General features: G+C 63.3%; 22 protein-coding genes. 4 read left to right on the top strand and 18 right to left on the bottom strand.

Annotated features, from left to right (window positions below; genetic code table 11):
- Positions 1-8: 8 nt before the first annotated feature.
- The 18 genes from ACXJ16_RS22045 to ACXJ16_RS21960 all read right to left on the bottom strand — a co-directional run bounded on the left by ACXJ16_RS22045 (position 9) and on the right by ACXJ16_RS21960 (position 16,032).
- Positions 9-461 carry a hypothetical protein gene (locus ACXJ16_RS22045; protein ID WP_463923309.1) on the bottom strand — a complete coding sequence of 151 codons (453 nt, stop codon included), beginning with the start codon at positions 459-461 and terminating at the stop codon, positions 9-11.
- 128 nt (positions 462-589) lie between these two features.
- Positions 590-1,480 (bottom strand): conjugal transfer protein TraF, encoded by an 891-nt coding sequence (locus ACXJ16_RS22040; protein WP_454798446.1) that lies wholly within the window; start codon positions 1,478-1,480, stop codon positions 590-592.
- Positions 1,477-2,091: a S26 family signal peptidase gene (locus tag ACXJ16_RS22035; RefSeq protein WP_454798445.1), complete on the bottom strand. Its 615-nt coding sequence runs from the start codon at positions 2,089-2,091 to the stop codon at positions 1,477-1,479. Before ACXJ16_RS22035 ends, ACXJ16_RS22040 begins: the two co-directional genes overlap by 4 nt.
- Positions 2,063-2,917 (bottom strand): type-F conjugative transfer system pilin assembly protein TrbC, encoded by an 855-nt coding sequence (locus ACXJ16_RS22030; RefSeq protein ID WP_463921974.1) that lies wholly within the window; start codon positions 2,915-2,917, stop codon positions 2,063-2,065. The genes ACXJ16_RS22035 and ACXJ16_RS22030 overlap by 29 nt, the downstream gene beginning before the upstream one ends.
- Entirely contained in the window at positions 2,907-4,025 is a 1,119-nt protein-coding gene (gene traN / locus ACXJ16_RS22025) for a conjugal transfer protein TraN (protein ID WP_454798443.1), read from the bottom strand. Before traN ends, ACXJ16_RS22030 begins: the two co-directional genes overlap by 11 nt.
- A complete protein-coding gene (locus ACXJ16_RS22020) occupies positions 4,022-5,971 on the bottom strand; it encodes a hypothetical protein (RefSeq protein ID WP_463921973.1) in 1,950 nt (649 codons plus the stop codon). The genes traN and ACXJ16_RS22020 overlap by 4 nt, the downstream gene beginning before the upstream one ends.
- Positions 5,972-6,174: 203 nt before the next feature.
- Positions 6,175-7,170, bottom strand: coding sequence for a TraU family protein (locus ACXJ16_RS22015; protein WP_454798755.1), 996 nt, complete (start codon positions 7,168-7,170; stop codon positions 6,175-6,177).
- Positions 7,171-7,196: 26 nt separating this feature from the next.
- Entirely contained in the window at positions 7,197-7,793 is a 597-nt protein-coding gene (locus ACXJ16_RS22010; protein ID WP_454798754.1) for a conjugal transfer protein TraW, read from the bottom strand.
- Between the two features lie 91 nt (positions 7,794-7,884).
- Positions 7,885-8,115 carry a hypothetical protein gene (locus ACXJ16_RS22005; protein WP_454798442.1) on the bottom strand — a complete coding sequence of 77 codons (231 nt, stop codon included), beginning with the start codon at positions 8,113-8,115 and terminating at the stop codon, positions 7,885-7,887.
- Positions 8,112-8,441, bottom strand: coding sequence for a hypothetical protein (locus ACXJ16_RS22000; RefSeq protein WP_454798441.1), 330 nt, complete (start codon positions 8,439-8,441; stop codon positions 8,112-8,114). The genes ACXJ16_RS22005 and ACXJ16_RS22000 overlap by 4 nt, the downstream gene beginning before the upstream one ends.
- On the bottom strand, positions 8,438-10,933 hold the full coding sequence (locus ACXJ16_RS21995; RefSeq protein ID WP_454798440.1) for a TraC family protein: 2,496 nt from the start codon (positions 10,931-10,933) through the stop codon (positions 8,438-8,440). The genes ACXJ16_RS22000 and ACXJ16_RS21995 overlap by 4 nt, the downstream gene beginning before the upstream one ends.
- A complete protein-coding gene (locus ACXJ16_RS21990; protein WP_463921971.1) occupies positions 10,930-11,502 on the bottom strand; it encodes a TraV family lipoprotein in 573 nt (190 codons plus the stop codon). Before ACXJ16_RS21990 ends, ACXJ16_RS21995 begins: the two co-directional genes overlap by 4 nt.
- 47 nt (positions 11,503-11,549) lie before the next feature.
- Complete coding sequence (locus tag ACXJ16_RS21985) at positions 11,550-12,896, bottom strand: TraB/VirB10 family protein (protein WP_454798438.1); 1,347 nt, start codon at positions 12,894-12,896, stop codon at positions 11,550-11,552.
- The gene (locus ACXJ16_RS21980) at positions 12,893-13,690 is read right to left on the bottom strand and encodes a type-F conjugative transfer system secretin TraK (protein ID WP_463921970.1); all 798 of its coding nucleotides are present in this window, start codon (positions 13,688-13,690) and stop codon (positions 12,893-12,895) included. The genes ACXJ16_RS21985 and ACXJ16_RS21980 overlap by 4 nt, the downstream gene beginning before the upstream one ends.
- A complete protein-coding gene (locus ACXJ16_RS21975) occupies positions 13,674-14,273 on the bottom strand; it encodes a TraE/TraK family type IV conjugative transfer system protein (protein WP_463921968.1) in 600 nt (199 codons plus the stop codon). Before ACXJ16_RS21975 ends, ACXJ16_RS21980 begins: the two co-directional genes overlap by 17 nt.
- A gap of 42 nt (positions 14,274-14,315) precedes the next feature.
- On the bottom strand, positions 14,316-14,582 hold the full coding sequence (locus ACXJ16_RS21970) for a type IV conjugative transfer system protein TraL (RefSeq protein WP_463921966.1): 267 nt from the start codon (positions 14,580-14,582) through the stop codon (positions 14,316-14,318).
- Between the two features lie 132 nt (positions 14,583-14,714).
- On the bottom strand, positions 14,715-15,032 hold the full coding sequence (locus ACXJ16_RS21965; RefSeq protein WP_454798433.1) for a hypothetical protein: 318 nt from the start codon (positions 15,030-15,032) through the stop codon (positions 14,715-14,717).
- A 178-nt stretch (positions 15,033-15,210) separates the two neighbouring features.
- Positions 15,211-16,032 carry a DsbC family protein gene (locus tag ACXJ16_RS21960; RefSeq protein WP_463923308.1) on the bottom strand — a complete coding sequence of 274 codons (822 nt, stop codon included), beginning with the start codon at positions 16,030-16,032 and terminating at the stop codon, positions 15,211-15,213.
- A 1,121-nt stretch (positions 16,033-17,153) separates the two neighbouring features.
- Between ACXJ16_RS21960 and ACXJ16_RS21955 the strand changes: the two genes are divergently transcribed.
- From ACXJ16_RS21955 to ACXJ16_RS21940, 4 genes are all read left to right on the top strand, one after another.
- Entirely contained in the window at positions 17,154-17,573 is a 420-nt protein-coding gene (locus ACXJ16_RS21955; RefSeq protein WP_454798431.1) for a helix-turn-helix domain-containing protein, read from the top strand.
- On the top strand, positions 17,573-18,181 hold the full coding sequence (locus ACXJ16_RS21950) for a GntR family transcriptional regulator (protein ID WP_463921965.1): 609 nt from the start codon (positions 17,573-17,575) through the stop codon (positions 18,179-18,181). The genes ACXJ16_RS21955 and ACXJ16_RS21950 overlap by 1 nt, the downstream gene beginning before the upstream one ends.
- Before the next feature lie 201 nt (positions 18,182-18,382).
- Positions 18,383-18,517, top strand: a complete 135-nt coding sequence (locus ACXJ16_RS21945) for a benenodin family lasso peptide (protein ID WP_463921963.1) — start codon at positions 18,383-18,385, stop codon at positions 18,515-18,517.
- A gap of 63 nt (positions 18,518-18,580) precedes the next feature.
- On the top strand, positions 18,581-19,246 hold the full coding sequence (locus ACXJ16_RS21940; RefSeq protein WP_463921962.1) for a lasso peptide biosynthesis B2 protein: 666 nt from the start codon (positions 18,581-18,583) through the stop codon (positions 19,244-19,246).
- The last annotated feature ends 28 nt before the right edge of the window (positions 19,247-19,274 follow it).

Raw genomic sequence — 19,274 nt, 5'->3', positions numbered from 1 at the left:
CTGCGCGGTCATCGGTTCAGGTCGCCGGGGCCGGGGGGAGTGCCCACGATGCCGGTAAACTTTGCCATCGCACGCACCGCCACCGCAGGTCTGACACCGGTCAGCATCTTGGCGGATAAATAGAGATTGCGCGCCATGTTGACCGAATGGTCTGTGCCGATCGCGATGGGAACGATGCGGTTCGGGTCGCTGCGCGGGCGAACCCAGGCAACAGGATATCCGACCCAGGGCAGTCCCATCCTGCCGGACATGAGGGCAGCCTCGTCGGGTCCGATGGTACGCACTTGCCAACCATAGCGGCGGCCGAGGATCGTGAGTTTGGACCAGAGGTCGCCGCAGGGGATGCAGCCGGCTGAAGTGGACATTTCGACGACGAATGCTGGGCCATGACCGACAAGCGTCTGGCTGAAATCTGCCGGGAAGTCTCTCGTGAGCGGCACGCGCGCAAGCCAGGCCAGCATCGCTTCTTGATCCGCGACGGGATGGATTGCGGCGCTGCGGGCGTCGATCGCGGTTGGCGCTGCGTTGGCGCCGGCATAAGCCAAGAATCCGGCGGCAAAGGTGGCCACTACGCTAACCGATCTCCGGTTCATGGCCGGTCACCAACGCTGATCGCTGCCGCCAGTGGAGCGCTATCTGTGCCTGGATCGCCAACCGCGACGGGACCGTTGGCGAGCGCATCGAAGAAGCCGGCATCTTCGCCGGGCCCGGTCATGAATTGCTCGGGCCGGATATCGCCGCGCAGCAGGCGCACCGCCTGATAGGTCATCTGGGCAAGGTTCGGATAAGCCTCGACGCCGGTTGCAACGATCATGCGCTGGGCACTGCCGCGCCGGATCAGCATCGTGGTCGGGGTGACCTCTACCCCGAACCGCGCGCCTGTCTCGGGCCGCTGATCAAGGTCGATCCGCGTCACCTGCCATCCCGTCTCGTCCTGAAAGCGCTGAACGATCGGCCATTGAACGCGGCAGTAGCCGCAGGCGGCACGCGAAAACATCACGAGCGCAAATTCATTGGCGTGGGCGCGCAGATAGCGGGTCCGTATGGTGTCCTTTTCCGCGGAAAGCTGAGCCCTGGCATCGCCGACCATCGGGTTTGCCGATTTTGAGTTCAGCTCTGGGTTCTGCAGCATCGCAATCTGCGTGATCCCGGCAAAGGCGCGCGCCTTGCGGCGGGCGAAGTCCTCGAGCCGCCAGAAATCGGTCACCGCCTCGACCGTGAGGACAGTGGCGGCATAATCGCGCTGGTCTTCGATCAGCTTGCGGATCTTCGGCGGTGTCCAGGTGGCAAGCTCGGCCATCGGCGGAATGTTCGGCTTTGCAAGTTCGCCCGGCTCGTCCTTGGCTTCCGCTTGCGGAGCCTGGTACCACCAGTAGCCTTGGCGCAAGTCGGCCGTCTGCTCGGCCACTTGCGCCTCGGACGCGCTGCCGGCGGTTGCGATGAAGCTGACTGCCGCTGCGAGTGATGCGGCCTGCCTCATAGCACCCGCTCCATCCGCGTGAGCTTGGCGATCGGTACGAGGCCGAAGTAGCGGCTGTCGAACCCGCGCGGGTGGCGAGATCCCACATAGACCATGCCCGGCGGGATGACGCCGCTCCAGCGCAAGTGATCGAGGCGCATGCCGTTATGGGCTTTGGACATGCTGACGCCGAGAAGCTCGCCATTGCAGAAGTACCAGCCGTCAAGCTCGGTGCGCGAAAGCACCGAAGGGTGCTCCCGCGTCTCAAGCCGGTCGCCGGGCAGGCAAAGCGCATGCTTGGTCACTTGCACGGGCGCGGGGCCGGCGATGGGATGCTTGAGCGTGAAACGGACATAATCCCCGCGAGCGATCCTGCCGGGGCTTTCGGTAACCACCCATGCCTCGATCGAAGGAGACATGACGATCGCGAGGCGAGGCATGACGATGCCGGCGGCGAGCGCAGTCGGGCAGGCGACCAGCAGCGCGAGGCACAACCGGCGGCGGTCTGGTTTGTCGTTGTCGTCGTCTGCGAGTGCTCCCGCGGCGGCGCGTGGCAGAGCGACGAGGATGTTTCGCAAACGCGCCAAATGGAGCCCGAGCGTTTCAGTGGATGCCGAGCAGGGACTGCGCATCGCGCACCTCCTCCTTGCCGCCGAGGCGGGCATATTCATCGAGCAGTCCTGCAAGCGCGCTGTCGCCGTAGACCAGACGGGCACTTTGGCGCGGGGCTGCATCTGTCTCGTCGCCGCGTTCGCAATAGGGTTGGGTCGGATCGCCCGGTACCATGGCAAGCGCCGGCACGCGCGAGACGGCGTATTGGCGATACACGATGGGGTCGACCACGATCTGGACGTCGCGCATTGCGCAGGCCGGTCCTGCGCAACCTGGATCGATGCGGAGTACCTCGGCGCTGAGCTTGGCGAAGGGTGCGATCTTCTTCATGCCGCCGGGCAGACCGCGGAAGGCGATCGCGCCGTGGGCGCGTTCGAGCTGTGCGGCATAGCTGCGCAGAACCGGCATCGGCATGGAGGAAGAGGCGAACAGCAGGGGCGTCCAGCTTTTCGGCGTGGTCAGTTCAGCACCGGCCTTGGCGATTGCATGCTCCTCGGAGGGTTCAAGCCCGAGCGTCTGGCGCAGCAATCTTGCCTGGCGCTCGCGCTCTGCCGCAAGTTCCTTCTGTGCCACCTCATTGGCCGCGCGGGCACGGGCCTCCATTGCCGGATCGGCGCTGCGGCGCTTCAAACCCTCGAAGGCACGGCGTTTCTCGGCGGGTGCTGGCGCGGGCGGCGGTAAGGGGACGGGAGCGGCATTCGCCTCGTTCTTTGCGTCCTGCAGGGCATTCCTGAGGCGGTCCATTGCCTCGCTGCCCTGTTCGCCGATCGTCTGCCGTGCAGACTGTGCAATTGCGCTGCCCGGCACCAGGCCGAGAAGTCCTGCGAATAGGGCCTTACTGGCCAACGGCCTTGAGATAGGCATCGACGCGTTCCTCCATATCGATCTGGATCTCGGATTGGGCGCGGGCCTCGATGTCCGAATAGTATTCGGAGAGGTCCATCTTGCTGAAATCGAGCGCTTGAAACTCTTCGGGCGTGAAGCCGCGGCACATCGGTTTCCTGGCCGTGCCCCACGGATTATCGTTGAAGGCCTTGAGCTGCGGGCGGCCCTGTTCCTGGATAATGCGGCCAAGCTTGGTGTTGAAGCAGCAGCTTCCGCGAGCGTTCTGGAGGCATACGCCGAGCACGCTCGAGGTGCAGTAGGTGCCGATCTCGTGGCACATACCGGATGCCCGCAGCATGGCGGTCTCCATGTCCTGCTCGTCGCAGCCGGAGAGCAGGAATTCCATCATGAAGTTGATGGCGAGGCTGATCGCGATCGAGGTCGGGTCGATGCCGACAATGAGCGCGTTGGCGCCGGCACTGGCCGCCTGGCTGGCCGTCGCGCCCGCCTTGAAAGCGGTATAGGCGGCTTTCATGCCGGTGAGGACGCCCTTGGCAACCGCGACCTTGGTGCCGATCGACGTTATCGATGAGCCCATGCCGTCCTTGACGATCTTGCCCTTGTCCTTGCAGCAATTGGCGAATGTCGTCGACAGCCCGGGCGGCCGGCACCGCATGCCGCGGCCTGAGAAGATCTGGACTTCACCCATGCAGTTGCCGTCGGCATCGATCTCGCCATTGGCCTCGGTTCCCGGATCATCGATCGCGGGTTCCTCGACGATCGGATTGGCGGAAAGGTCGATGCAGGCATGCGGCGAGCAGGCAGGAGTGCTTGCCGAGGTCCGGGCATGACAGGCAAACTGGGGACCAGCCGGGCAACTGTAGGTGCCGGCCTGATCGGCGATGCAATCGACCGCTTCGATGGGGCATAGCTGCTGGCCGTCTGCGGTCAGGGCGCAGCTTGCCTGTTCGCCTTCATCGGCAGCGTCGCCATTGCCGTTGAGGTCGGCAGCGCAGATCTGCTGGGCCATCGCGGGGCTGTGCATAGCTGCAGCAGCCACGAGGAGGATTGCGGCGAGCGGGAAGCGCTTGCCTGCAAGTTTTCGCCCGGCGCAGGTGGCCGATCTCATGGCCGCACCTGTGTGCAGACGAGGTCGGCGCCGGCAAGACGGACGCTCTGCATCATGACGACCGCCTCGGGAAAATCGTCGAGACAGCCGCAGGCCGAAACGATCTCTTCGCCGGGGCCTGCCGGACATTGGCTATTGCTGTTGCAGGAGTGAAAGAAGGTCTCGGTGCCAACCGGCACATTTTGCTTGGCGGCAACGGTGCCGCCCGCTGCCACCGCGTCGTTGGCGGCAGCCTTGCGCGTCTTGCAGATGGGCTCGCAGGCCGCGACCGAGCCGCGATCGGGCAGGGCAAAGGGCCGGGTGGTCTCCAAATAGCTGTCGTCCGCTTGTCGCGTTCTGTCGGCGAGAAGTGTTTCAGCCGAGCGATCGAGAATATAGGCGCCGCGGCTCGTATCGGGCTGCGCGAGCTCTGTCCCGCTGCAGCGGTAGGTTCGATCCTTCAGGAAGAAGTCGCGAGTAAACTCGATCGGGCAGGCGCTTCCTCCCATCTGCCGCGTTTGAATGAGGGGCTTCAGGCCGGTCGCAGTGCCATTGAGGAAGGTCTGCACACCGTCCACCATTTCGCTGTCGATGTGGCAGGCCGTGTCGCTGGCGATGTTGGAGCAGCCGTCGACGAGCTGCTCGACGGTCTTGCAGCTGCTGTCGACGTCGACATGGATCTGCGCAAAACCTTCGCCTTCGTCTGCAACCGCCAGGCGCAGCCGGATCTCGTGATCGCCAGCCGTCAGGAAAGGTTTGATGTCGACGTTCGGGGTTTGCGTGTAAGTCTTCTTCTGCTCGCATTTCGCGGGCGGCAAACCGGAACTCGTCCAGGATTGGGGACCCGAGGCGACGACCTGCCCGTCGATACGAACCTGTCCCCAGTCATCGGCGAACCAGCGGGTGAGGCGCGCATCGACGATGCGGGCGGGGTCACTGACATGTAACGTCATGCGAAAATCGACGAGGGTGCAACTGCCGCCGGCGAGGCTGTTGTCGGACGGCGAACCCATCAAGAAATCGAGCGAGCTGCCCGCTTCGTTCGTCGCATAGCCGCCGGCGGTCCGACTGATGATCTCGCCGGGCTTTGGCGAAAGCACTGTGAGCGTCCGCTCGATGGCGCAGTGCCGGTATTGGAGGGACGTGCCGGTTCCGATTTCAGAGCCAGCGAGCGCCTGAAAAACGGCGCTGCCGCTCGATGCGGTATAAGCGTCAGATGCCATCGCCGCGGGATTGGCCTTGTAGGCCGATTGCGGCAGGGCCTGATTTGCGGTGCAGGCAGTCGACTGTGCACCGACATAGCGTATCGATGGCCCATCGATCAGTGCTTCCGCAACGCCGTAGCGCGGGTCCGCGCTCGTCAGGGCGCCGACCATGCCGCCGCCGAGATCCCTTAGGACTCCGCTCATGTTCGACCAGGCCAAATTGGCGCCGCAGCTTGCGTTGATGCAGTAGCAACCGGCAAGCTCCGGCAGATCTGCCGGGGCAAGTGACAGCGAACCGCCGGCTGCAGCATTCCAGCGGTAGCTCCTGCAGCCGTTCCAGGTTCCGGCCTCGCAACTGATGATCCCGTTTGCGCAAATTCCCGAAACCGGTACGGGCAGCGTGCTGCGGGTATCGATGGTGCCGTCGAGATCGGTATCACGGGCTATGCTCACGGAGGTGAGGTCGCCGCCGCTGCCGGGCTGCACGATGACTTCGAGCAGGCTGGCGGTCTTCTGGCAGGCGAGGCTTGGCGTGAACGAGCGACTACCATCGACCGTGGTAATCGTTTGCCCGGCAAGGCCTGGTGTCAGGTAATTCGATGTGATTGCATCGCTGTCGCTCGACTTGGCCCGCGAGGCGGCCGCGGCGGCGCGAGCGCGGTCTTCGACCGCCTGCTTTTCAGACGCCGAGTTACTAACCGATTGTCCGTCTGCCCTTTGGGCCGGGAATATCATAAGCGGCAAAGTGGCCAGTGCGGCCATGGCGATATGCGGGGCGGAGAGGGCGCGCCCACATCGTCCATGGAGGGAGATGACCGCACTGGCCAAGGTTGGAGCCGTGCCGCCCAGGGGGCGTAGCGGCACGGCTCCGGTCACGCACAGGGGCCGCGGGCCGTAAGGGCCTTGGCGGACAGACCTCCGGAACATGCAGCCGGTCTGTGCGGGACGTGGATGAGGCAAGCTGCTCATGGCGCCGAGATCCCGGCGCAGCAGATCACCTTTTCGAAGAGCATGAACTGGGCGTTGTCCTTGCCCGGCGCATGCTTGGCAGAGCTCCACAGCGCGCCGGGCCTGCCGATATTGACGCACTTGCCGCCCTTCACGGGCTCCATGATCTGGAGCTTGTAGCGCGACTTGGTCCAGATCGGCTGCGGGATGAACGAGCAGCCGTCGGCAGAGCTGACCGTAAGCGCGCTAAGCCGGCCCATCATGAAAGTGCCGCGCGCAGCAAGCCCCGCCCAGGCCTCGACGCTGTCGTCGAAATGGATGTCGCCGGCAATCGGATAGGTCGCGCCCCAGGAGCCCATGCACCAGAACAGCGGATCGATGACCTTGCCGGCCGCCGCCGCCGCGCTGTCGGCCATGCAGGCAAGGCCCGCCGCTGGATTGCCGAAAAGCACCGCCTCGGGCTGGATGATCGCCCCGAGCGTTGCCGACTGCCAGGTGGGCAGTACTTCGGTCATCAGCGCGACGTCGAAACCGTCGTTCTCGATGCAGGGAAGGTCGGTGAACATGTCGAGCATCGCCCAGACCGGCGAGATGTAATAGTGCATCTGCGCGAACATCTTGCGGGTCTGCGTGCCGTCGGCGATCGAGGTCTGGCTGCCCTGGAGCTTGCCGCCGGTCGGCATAATGTCGGCACCGAGGGCCATCATGCAGCCAGGCTCGGTCACGACATCGACCATCCGGCTTGGCGACCAGTACGAGACCTTGATCCCGAGCGTGACCTCGAGGCCCTTGCGGCAGGCGCAAAGCGGCTTGGAGGTCGACTGGGCATCGAGCGCCTTGTCGAGCTTGTCGTAACTGCCCACCCGCACGCCGCCGATGGTGATCGGGAAAATGCAGGTCCATCGCACTTTGGTGATGGGGTTGAAGACTGTGCCGGCTTCGCACTTGGAGGCTTTCGCCGTGCCGGGAAGTATCGCCGCGCTCAGTAGTGCGAGAGCGGTGGCAGCAAACAGTGCTGGCAGATGGAGGTGGGAAGGCTTCACGGACGTGTCTCCTTCGATGCATTCAGGCTTTCCGGGCCGTATTCGGTGAGCACGAGGCGGGTGCCGGCCTGTGCGACGATGACCGGCGCCGATGTGAGCCCGAGACGCTCCTTCACCCGCTCTTCCAGAATGAAGATCGCCCTGCCTGACTTCTCCGAGAGGCCGATGGCATCGCCGTTCTGTCCGGCCGCGGCGGCCAGCAGGATGAAGTCGGTCGGCCGCGCGGTTCGAAGGGCCCAGCCAAGCTCGCCGGGATGGACGACCACGAGGCGCTGCGGCAGGTTCACATACGTGAGCGGGTTGAATGTGAAGCCCGTGGGATAGAGCGTCTTGCCGTCCGGAAGCGTGATGTCGAAATCGAGCGTGTAGAAGGGTATTACGCTGCGCACTCGGTTGGTGGTTGCAGCCGGTAACTCTGCGGCTTTGAGCGCGCTCCAGTTTTGACGGGGGCCGAAGGCCTTGCCCATGTCGGCAGGAAGCGTAGCCGCCTTTGCTTCGATCTCGGCCAGCGCATCGGGCTCGGCGATCGGCCAGGTTCGCCCGATCGTGCTCGATTGTGACGCAGTCCCCGTTGGTGACGCTGCCTCTGTCATCGCCTGCGGGGCGATGCAGCAGGCGAGCACGGCGATACGCGCAAGCGTATGGGCGAGTATCGCGTTGCGGGTTCCTGCTCGCTTCTGCTGGTCAGCGGACATGGCGTGTCCCTTTCCGGCTTCGGCGAGCGGGCCAGCCGATCAGCGATGCGAAGAGGCAGACGAAACCCACCGGAGCCAGGGTCCAGACCAGCATGCGGGCATGGGCATCGAGGCTGGCTGTGAGCAGCAGGAGCGCGCTCTGGATGAGCATGAGCAGGTATCCGCCGACGACGAGCCGGATTGCGGGCGCTGAAGGCGCAGGTGAGAGAAGGCCGCTCATCTGCGAAGAGCCTTCCTGATCCTGGTGAGCATCTTGCCTGTGGCGGCCGAGAGGCTGGCCAAGAGGATACCGGTGGCGAAGCAAGAGCCAGCCACCAGAAGCCCGGCGCGCAGCACGAGCATTGCCGGCTGCTTCAGGATAAGGCCGGCGACGATCACCAGCATGCCCATCATGCAGGTCTCGACAGCAACCAGGCGCAGCCGCCAGTGAAAGGCTTGCGCCTCGAAGCGCTGCGCCATCCGCTCTTCGACGATCTTCTCGATCATCGCATCGTCGCTCAGCTGCAGCACGTCGTCATTCGCGGGCGTACCGGTGCCCCGGGTCATGGCCTTGCTCCCCCGAGCACTTCGGCCGGGTCGACGCCGGCCAGCAGGCACACCGCATCGAGCGGGGTATGGCCTTGCCGGATCAGGGCATCGAATGCGGCTACGTCCTCGGGCGCCGACGTGTTGATCCAGTATGAGAACGGATCGACCACGAGGCGGGCGATGCCGAGGCCCAGCGGGGAGTCGATGAAGACTTCCGAGTAGTTGGGCTTGGAATTGCGGACCGATTTCAGAAGCTCGAGAACGAAGCCGGAATAGTCGAGGATCTTGTTCTCGACGGCCCGGTCATAGGTTGAACCCTGGAGCAGGAAGCGCGTTGCCGCGTTCTCGAGGATGACCTGACCGGTCCCGCCGAACAGCATGAGATCGTTCATCGACTGGAGAACGATGCCGAACGAGCCGCGGTACTTGCGAGCGCGGCGGTAGCCCTGTCCGAACGCTTCGGCGAGGCGCGAGAGATCCTGCCCGTCGGTGCGGGTCATGAACTGGGCGGCCTCGTCACACAGGACGAAGCGGGGCCGATCTCGCGCGGAAAGATAGAGTTCCTGCGTCAGCGCATTCACCACCACCATGACGATGACATTGAAAAGGTCGGGCATGGCTTTCAGCCGTTCGAGCTCGAGCACGACGAACTCGTCGGAACGGATGTCGAGCGTCGAGGGGCCGTTGAAGTAGTGGCCGTAGGCACCGCCCGACCCGAAATCGCGCAAGTTGAAGGCCAGTTCGCGGGCTGTGGGTAACAGGTGGGAAACCCTGTCGAGATCGCTGTGTACAAGCTCTGGATAGGTGCCGAGCCAATCACGTACCGCATCGATCCCGCGCTCGGCTCGCCCGGTGTCGATCGCCCACTGCACCGCGGACTTGAGCAGGTTCCACTCGGATGTCGTGACGCCCTTGCGGGTAGAGGCATTGGCCATTTCGGCAACGATCGCGACGGCCATCGTGATCGCCGACTGTTTGTCGTCGCCGTCGAGTGCGAGCCCCATGTCGAACGGATTGAGGACCAGCCGCTCTTCGCCGATGTCGATGTAGCGGCCCGAGCACAGCGTGCAGAGCTTGCGGTAGCTCCCGCCGATATCGATGATCCGTATCAGCGCGCCGCAGGCGTAGTATTGCTGGCAGAGGTTATTGAGGAGGAAGCTCTTGCCCGCGCCGCTCTCGGCGGAGACCACGAAGTTGTAGTTGTTGATCCTTGGGTCGAAGAGATCGAGCGTGACAAGCTGACCCTTGCGGCCGGTGTAGAGGAGCGCGGGCCGGCCGCCGCCACGAAAGTCGGTCTGGACAGGCGCCATCAGCACGGCAGCCTTTGCCGGCATGCGAAAATCGCGTTCGAGCAGGCGCAGGGTCGTACGGTCGGGATAGAGCCCGAAGGGCAGGCTCATCACCAGCATCGCCGGGTTGAGGTAGCTTTCCTCCTGCATTGAGAAGGGGAGCGGCTCGCTTTCCCAGAGGCGCTTGGCGCGCGCTGCCAGCTCTCGGGCCTGGGCCCGGTCGCGGCCGAACACCCAGAGCGTCGGGATGACGCGCACGAAACGCGAATTGCTGGCCTCGTCGAGGATCCAGCCGATTTCCTCGATCTGCTTGCCGACCTCGATCGCGAAGCTGCCCGCCGCCTTCTGGGCCGAGAGGATCTGCGCGCGCTTGTGGATCTCGAACTGCGAGTGATCGAACAGGATATTGAGCGTATAGAGGAACGGCCCGCCGATCTGGTCGCTGTCTTCCGACGCGCCGCGCATTCCCCCCATCAGCCGGTTGGCACGCTCCGCCGTGATGCGCCGGGCAGGGGCCTTGGGCGTCAGGCACCGGGCGACCTGATTGCCGAGGAACACCTCGGGCCCCTCGAACACAAGATCGGGACCGGCATCGATGATCTGGCGCGCGATCGGCGGTGCGCCGACTTCGCTGCCATCGGCGAATACGCCCGGAGCTGCCGCGGCAACGCCGTTGAAGATGCGCCGGTAGAACGACACCGTCTCTTCCGGCGCCAGCCGGCGAATGCCGAGTTTTGAGAGCTGCTCCTCGACCTGGCGGCGCAGGTCTTCGCCGAGCGGCCGCCGGGTCTTGATCGAGAGCAGCGTGCGGAAGTTGCGTACCGGAATGCCATGCAGGGCTTTGAGGCCATGCCGTCCCGCGCTGAGATAGGCGTGCGTGCGCATGGCCGAAGCCTGGATCAGCGGATCGTCCCTCAGCTTGAGGTCGAGAAAGGCGTCAAGTGCGTCGTCGATCAAGGGATCGGCGAAGGTATGAAGCTGGAGCACTGTCCCATCGGGAAAGTGTATGTTGAACAGCCCCTGCAAAGCGGCCTGAACGTGGGCGAACATGTAGGCAGCGGGCTCGATCTCCCAGGCGTGCCCCCAGGTGTCATCGATGCACAGGAATGCTTCGCTTTCCTCGTCCCAGGCGAGCAGCGGCAGGAACTGCGAAAAGCTGTCGCGCGTCACGCAGCTGCGCAGCCGGGAGTACGTGAGGGCTGAAGATGCCGAGGCGCTCATCGGCGGAGCTCCTCGTTCGCTTGGTCCTTGGCCTGCTCCAACACGGGCGCACGCTCGGCATTGCCGGGGCTGCGCACCAGTGTGCCGCCGACGACCCAGGACGGGCGATCGAGGATCGAATAGACGTAGCGCGGCATATAGAGGCGGTCCGGACGGGTCCGGTCGGCATAGGGCAGGATCAGCGTCCGGACGGTCCGTGCCGGCTTCAGCATGGGCGTTATGGGCTCGTCGATGAGGCCCTTGAGCTCCCGGTAGACGCTGTCGCGGTAGCCCTCGTAGGCTGCAGGTTGATTGCCGCGCGATCTCGTCGTCGTTGTGGCGGGCGCCTTGGCAGTTGGGTTGTTGCTGACGGCGGAGTGGGACTTCGAGGCTGCGCCGGCGACCGCATCCTCGTATGCCTGCTGCGGGTGGATGCACTGCCCGTGATCGTCGTTCTTGCAGGAGAATTTCTCGGGGTAGGGCGACATCATCGAGCCCATCGCCGCGCAGCCGGGCAGTGTGGCGGCGGTGAGCGTTACGGCGAGCAGGCGCGGCGTGCGCCGAAAGGTCCGGGTGGTAACAAGGACCATGGCATTGGCTCCTGTATGCGAGAGGAAGGGGAAAGGCGCAGGCCGCATCACAGTTTGGGCCCGGTCGAAGGTTTGATCTCGAGCGCGAGGCCTTCCTGGATGACCACGACGACATCCTTGGCGGCGCCGACCTCGACGACAGGGCCCGCCTGCCGGGCGAGGTCCAGATAGAAATCGGTGAGCTTGTCCGAAGACTTCGAGAGGCCGCCGGCAATGCCCGTCTTGACTGCATCGCCGGCATCGAGCGTGCGCACACTGCCGAGCGCCGAAGTAGAGAGATTGCCGAACGAACTTTCGACCGATTGTGAAATGCCGGCGATGGTCCCGGCGATGAAGGAACGGGCAAGCGTGGCGCCCGCGCGCGTCACCACCCGGCCTGAAAGCCCTTTCTTGCCGTCGGCATCGACGAAGAAACCCTTGATGGGCTGGTCGACGACGGCATGCTCGTCGAAATCGACGCAGGAGAGCGATACGAGCTGAACTTCGACGCGTTCCTTGGCGAGGCTTCCGGTCGCATTGCCGATGACGAAGCAGCCCGCGAGATTGGCTTTGACCTCGTTGGGAAGCACGGCGGGAGCCTGGACGCGGGCGATGATCGGCTCAGGGTTGGTGGTCGCATCCCGGCTCGCCAGGGCATCGATCCCGGTCAGCAGCCGGGCTTTCATGAAACCAGGCGGCAAATAGATCGTCCGGTTCGGCTTTTTTGAGCGCGCCGCGCCGGCTGCGCCTCCTTCCGGGACAAGTGCCGTCGTGGCAGTCCCGATCCCGCCGATCTGCCTTTCGCTTGGCGGGGCCGGCGGCGCACTTGCAGCTTCGCCAGGGATAGCCGGCGGTGGCGGGATCTTGCCCATTTCCGCCTGCGCCTCCGGCGGGGCAGGCGGGTAATCGGGTATGTCGACCGGTATAGCTGGCGGAAGCTCATCGGCGCTACCGTCCACGTGGCCGCCTGCGGCATTGCCGCTCCCGGTCCTGCCGGTGGCAAGCGAACCGGGAACGACCTTGCCCTCCTCGATCGCCGAGACCCTGTCGCCTAGCAGCGTCTGGCCGTCGAGGATCTTCTGGAGATCGCCGCGAAGTTTGACTTCGAGACTGTCGCCGCGAAGGCCGGCGCCCATGTCGAGCTTGGAGGCCTCGGGCGCTTTCTGCGGAGCGGTGTCGCTGCCGGCGCTCGCGGCATAGAGCCCGGCACCGATGAGCGCGATGCCGGAAAGGACACTCACTTGTTTGACGCGCAGGCGCTGATCGGATGTGAGCCTGTTCCAGCGGTTCCTGCTTTGCGCCACCAGGCGATCGAGCGCGCCCACGTCATGCCCGGCCGGATGCGCTGCCTCGCTCGTGCGACGCGGGTCGCGGCGCTGGCTCACGGGTTTGGCGTCTTCTGAGCCCGGGATCATGGCTGCTGGCTCCGGCGAACGACCACCAGGCGTGCCGCATCGCCCGCGCCGAGGCTCATGCGGTCGAGCGTGACGGCGAAGATGTCGGCGCCGAGCTGCGTGCTGAGAAACGCCCGTTCATCGAGAAGGATGGGGGCAGAAGGCTCGGTGACGGCTCGCTGGGTGAGGCTCGGGGTTACGCGGTACTCGCTGATAGAGAGGCCGGCGCCTTCGACTTCGAAGCGCCTTCTTTCGCTGATGGAAATATCGGGCCTGTCGGGCAGCGTGATCACCTCGCGTGACGGTGCTGTTTCTGAAAACGAGGCGGGAACCCGGTCCTGGAGAACCGCAAGGGTGACACCCACTGCCCGCTCCTCCACGACCAGCGGCGCGAGCAGGGCATCGTTGTCGCGCGCGCGCTGCGCCTGACCCGGAAGCAGGTTCACTGTCTGGGCAGGAATGTCGGAGGGTTCGGCGTAAAGCGGATAGACTGCGCCGTTGCAGGTGACGAAGAACTCGGATGGCGCCGTCACGTACGTGCGGGTCTTGAGGCCCATGTCCTCGCTTTCGAGGACGAGGAACTTGATCCAGGCGTCGCTGCCTCCTCGTTCAACCGCGAGACCTTTTTCGGCCGAATAGCGCACGTCCTCGATCTCGCCGCCGGCGCAGACCAGATGGTTCACATCGTGGTTCGAGAGCCGAATATGGCTGGTCTGCTCCGGCAAGGCCGAAATGGTCTGCGCGGCTGCCGGGATGGTTGGGACCGTGACGGCAAGCAGCGCGGCGAGGCGTGCCGCCCTATCGGACATCGGCATCGAAGTTCTCCTCCTGAAGGGCGACGAGCCAGAAGCGGCCGTTTTCGATTGCGTAGCGAATGCGCAGATTTCCGCGGAACTTGCGGATGACGCCGCCGATGACGCGGACCTTCTCGACCGGCACCACGATCTCGCTGGCGCTCCAGCTGACGGGTTGGTCCGAGCGGATGTAGGTGGCGATCGAAAGCGTCGGGTTGGTCGAGAGTTCGCCCAGGAGCTTGCTCAGGCTGTCGCGCACGGCGTTGTAGGTGCTGGGATGAACGAGGCTCAGCAGTTCCTGGAACTGCCGGTCGGCGGAGTAGGCGGAATAGGTTCCGGCCAGCGCCACGATGTTGAAGGTCATGGTCTTGAGGTATGCGGCCGAAGGCCTGTTGCCGGTCACATAGAGGTCGCCGCCGGCGCCGAAGGGCACGACTACCGTGCGCTGGTTCTGGCTCGTCGTGTAGATCACGCCGCCCAGCACAGAGGTGATCCCAAACAGGCCAAGCACGCAAACCTTGAGCAGCCGGTTCTCCTCGAAGAGGTTGGCGGAGCCCTGCAGGTAACGGTGCAGGTGCCAGCTCGGGCGTGTGTCGCCGATCATTTCCGGATCGGTTTGGCGGCTGAAAGGAAAGATCATGGCGCCCTACTCGAAGAAGCGGGTCTGGGTCGGGCCGGGATAACGGCGCAGCCGCGCCAGCCCCCAGCGCCAGGCAAGGTGCGAAATGAAGCCACGCGGCTTCGACCGCTTCCAGGGGAGGAAGAAGAGAAGAGCGCCGACGAGCAGCCACCCGATGATCCCGCCGACAATAACCGCCACGAAGATCGTGGCCATGACGACGATGAACTCCTGACTGTCGAACCAGAGGATCTGGACCGGACGGTGCAGGTACTGGGGCAGACGTTCGTCCAACGCTCTTCTCCCTTGCTTCACCACGCTATTGCCGGCGTGGTTTCCGCGAGGCGGGGTTGCCTCACGTTCCGGAAATGATTTTCGCGGGAAGGGGCAGCGCCGACCGGCCTTTCGTGCCGGTCGGCGTGCTTCTCAGATGACCATCCCGAAGGTCTGGAGGATGGAATCCGCCTTGATGAGGCAGACGGCCGCGACGATTGTCGGGATGCCGATCATGATGTTCGAGAACAGGCGCGAAACGCCGAACAGGAACGCAGCGACACCGCCAACAAAGCCGAGCGGGCCCTTGACCCCCTGGTTCACGACGATGTCGTAGATATCGTAGCCGAGGTCGCCGGCGGCGGGCGCCGAGAAAGCATGGGCTGCGCCCGCGCCGACAATGGCGGCAAAGAGGACAAGTGCTGCAGCGCCTACGGCGCGGTGGCCCTTTCCCAGGACAAGTTTCTTCATCTCAGGTCTCCTATGGTCGGAGCCATCCGCATTGTGATGCCTTGCCGGCAGCGATGGGTGTCGTGTCCGGCCGGCGGCTATGCTGGACAGCTCCATGAGAGACGCAGCCACCGGCATTCCCGGTCCCTCGGCTCTGCGGGTGCTGTGCCGGAGGGTCCGCCAGATATGAAAGGAAGGCTCAGGGATCCTTCGCCGGCTTGGCATATGCCGCGTCCAGGAACGCCTGGAGCTCACCTTGCTGGAAGCCAGAGACAAGCTTGCCGTCCACGATCAGTGTCGGCGTGCCGGAGATTCCCATCTTGCGGATCGCCTCTGCCTCGCGCGCAACACGCTCGGCGCCGGCCTTGCATTTTCGCAGCGGAGCAGGGCGGGCACCGGCGTAAATCGCCTTGAACTCCCTCTCCGGATCGGGCGAGCACAGGATGTGCTCGGCCTTGGCGGCAGCGTCCGGATGGATGCCGGTCACGAAATAGACCTGGCGCTGCACGGGTTGGCCCTCGGCGATCTTGGCTATCCAGAAGCGTTCGAGCGCTTGGCAGTACGGGCAATCGGGGTCGGTGAACTCGATGACCTTGGGAGCACCGTCGATGCCGACCAGCAGCGCGTCGGCCGGGTCGAGCGCGCCCATCCGCGCCCTCGCGGCTGCGTCCTGGGCCAATGCAGTCAGGTTCGCACCAGTTCGGTCGTAGATGGCGCCGAAGATGAGGTGCTCGGTCTCGGGCGCGAAATAGATGACTTTGCCGCCGGCGAGTGCCTGGTAGAGCGGTCCGTGGACCGGGGCAGGCCCGAACTGTTCGAATGTCAGATTGGTGAAGGTCTGGTGCAGCAGCACTTCGGCCTCCTTCGCCGCTTCGCCGAGTTCATTGGCCGTCTGGCTTTTGCCAGTTTCACCCGCGATGGCGTTCCCGCTGAAGCACAACGCCAGGAGCGCGGTGCCGACCGTGCATTTAGCGCTGAGACGCATGCGCGACCTCCCTGCGGGAATGGAACATCCTTGCATCAAGGCGGATCGATTTCCCCAACCCCAGTGACGGAGTGGTCGGCTTGGCACGTCCTTCCCTCGAGGGCTGGATCGTAAAGGTGCCGCTCTGTTCGACGACATCAAGCGTCCGACTTTCCTCGATACCGACAGTTCTGAAGGCAGCAGGGGCGGTACCTGTCTGAGGCGAGGACGCCGTCAGCGCAGCAGCGGAGCACAGGAAAGCGAATGTCATTCGGCATGTCTCCTTACGGCGCGGATCTGCGCGCTGTCTGATGATGACCGTTGATCAGGGGATGGCAGCGCCGCGTTCACAAACCGGGGCTGTGCCGTCCGTCTGAAGCCAGATCACCATGTCGGCCGACGAGCCGCAAGCAGGAGGGCACTGTTCAGCCGGTGCGGTGAAACAAAGCAACCGCGGACCGTTTTATGTTCCAACATGCAGAAAAATGAACGTTGTGGACGTGAAATCGACAGAAGCGGCATTTCAGTGCCGCTTCTGTCGATTTCACGATTTGTCATTGAATAGGCGAATCGGCGAAAAGGATGCGCTCATTTCATTCGAGAGGTGGTCATGGGCAGAGCAACAAGGACTTTCAAATTACGTCTGTCACCGGCGGGCCTCGATGTACTGATAGCGTCGCATTGCCTGCTGATAAAGGAAACGCGCGCTCTCCTGGCGTGGGGAACCACTCTTCATGTCGCCGTGGAGCACTTTGGCGAATGCCCTCTGGTCCTTGTCGCCAATTGTCTCGATCGTGTGCACACCCTAGCGCTCGCCGGATCCGAAGAGCATCACCTTGGAGCGCCGCACCGCATGGGGGACGTGGCGAACGAGATAATCAGCAAATACCGTTTGGAATTCCCTACAATACCGGCTCCCACTCTGGGCAGCCTCTATATTGCCGCGCTCGTCCAATTGGAGACGGCATCTCGTACGAAAGTCTTCGATGCATATAAACGCATTCAGTGCGCAGCATGGGGATGAGGTGTTGTGCAGTCGTGGCGAGATATTGAGAACAAATCAGCAATGTAGACAAATTGTCTGAGGTTCTATTTGACACCGGTGGTATGCACACCTTAGCTAACCTCAATTGCATTGGCCTTGGCAGGCAGTTTCTCCCCTGTAAGGAGACGCGGATATGTCGCTTTCGAATGCGGCTGCCGTTGCTGAGAGTCCGCTCGACTACGTGAAAGTGCAGTCGGGGCGGCAGATAGAACAGGCACGGAAGCGAAAACATATTACTCAGGTCGAACTGGCCCGCGAACTTGGAATGGGTGTGCGGTGGCTACGCGAAATCGAGGGCGGAAATCCGAAGGCCCGCCTCGATGACCACCTCATCTGCACCTATCGTCTTGGCCTCTCGACCGGCCACATTCTGATTCCGTTGCTCTTCGCTGGGCAACGCATGTCGTTTCCCCGGCAACTCGCGACTGGTGATCTCACCGAGCTTGAACGCACCTGCATCGAGATCATTGCGCAGCGTAATCTCGATCACCTTACACGCGCGCTGACGCCGCTGTGGCAACCGGCGCATGATCCCGTGAGGTACGGTCAGTAGTGGCAGCGATAGATCCCCATACGCACGAACGCGTCTACATGTCGCTCAAGGCCGAGTATCGAGCAGGATTGCTTGAGCCGGGCAGAAGACTTGATCTTCAGGAGCTCGCCGATCGCCTTCACTCGAGCAAGACGCCGCTAAGGGAGGCGGCCTCCCGGCTGCTTGGCGAAAGGCTACTCGAGCGCCATCCGGATGGAGGCTTCATGGTGGCAGTCTACACGGAATATGAGCAAATACAGCTCTACGCCTGGAATTCTCATTTACTGATCAGTCTCATCCAGATCCTTTCGGCAGGCTCTATAGAGCAAGTGCTGATTGGGTTCTCGAGTCATGGGAAGCCCACCAGCAAAGTAGAGATAGCGCTTCTGACAGGTCTGCTTTTCGAGCGCTTTGCCAGTGCTGCCGGCAATGACTATGCAGTCGATACGGTTCGTTCCATGAATGAGCGTCTCCTCTACCTTCGGATTGCGGAACCCTCGAGTCTTGCTGAGGCGACTCGCGAATTTCGTGGGCTGACTAACCCCGGCGTTTCCGATCTCCAGAAGTCGATGAAGAGGAGAATATCGATTTACCATGAGCGCCGCGTTGCCATTTGCGGCGTTCGATAGCAGTTCTTGATGATCCGTTATTGTCCTTCGGGCGAATGAGTGACGGGCAGTAATCTTGGGCATCGCAGGAAACTGCGCGATCACGATCTATGTTGGAATATTTTGCGTCAACTTGACGTAGAATATCTCGATGCGAACGCCGGATGTGGAAAGTATTCTGTCCAGGTCGTGATACGGCGACGAATGTGAAAGGAGTGTACTATGCATCGCATCGAACAGCCCGCCGAAGAACCTACCGATCTCGGCTCGGTCATCGAGGAGACCAAGGGCGGCTCCATCCTCCTGAACGACACCAACGGTCCGCAGCAGCCCGTCATGGGCCTGTCCGACGACTGATCGCCAAATGGCTGCGCTTCTCTGCATAGGGTAGCGCAGCCTTTGCGGGCTTGGGGTTGTGCCATGTACTATCGTCTGCGCGCCGGATTGCATTTCTGCGTTCTTGGCGATCGGGTCTATTTTCTCGATGCTGTCACCGGGCGATACTTCGCGGCGGCGGGGCATTGTGCCAGCAGTCTTTTGCAGCTTGCGGAAGCAGGGGGATGGTGCGAGGACGCCAGTGTCGACATCGAACTGTTGGTCGCGCGGGGTCTGCTGGAGCCTGCCGAGGAGGGCGAGGCTTTCTCTCCCGCGCTTCACATCGATCCGCCTCTTGGATTTGCGAGTTTCGCAGGGAAGTCCTTCTCGTGGTTGGGAACGGCGAGAGCGGCTTACGAGCAGCTGCGAGCAAGGCGAATGACCGCCCGGTCGACGTTTGCCGCGATACTTGCCGAGATCGCGGGTAGCAGAAGCATCGGCATAGGGGGCTCTCGGAAAACTCGGTGCTCTTTGGAGGAACTGGCTGGCTTCCATCAGCAAGCGGGCCTCATTCTCGGCCGCGCCGATCTCTGTCTCCCGCGTTCGTTGGCACTGCTCCTGGCCGCATACGCAGAAGGGTTCCGACCCAGGTTTGTCATCGGCGTGAGAAACCATCCGTTCGCGGCCCATTGCTGGGTGCAGGCAGGGGGAACAGTCCTCAACGACAATATCGATCACGTTCGGCTTTTTACTCCGATCCTGGTGCAATGACGGGACACCGCTATCTTATCGTCGCTTC

Source organism: Novosphingobium sp. TK71 (genome assembly GCF_055361505.1).
This window is presented reverse-complemented; position numbering and strand designations above follow the sequence as displayed.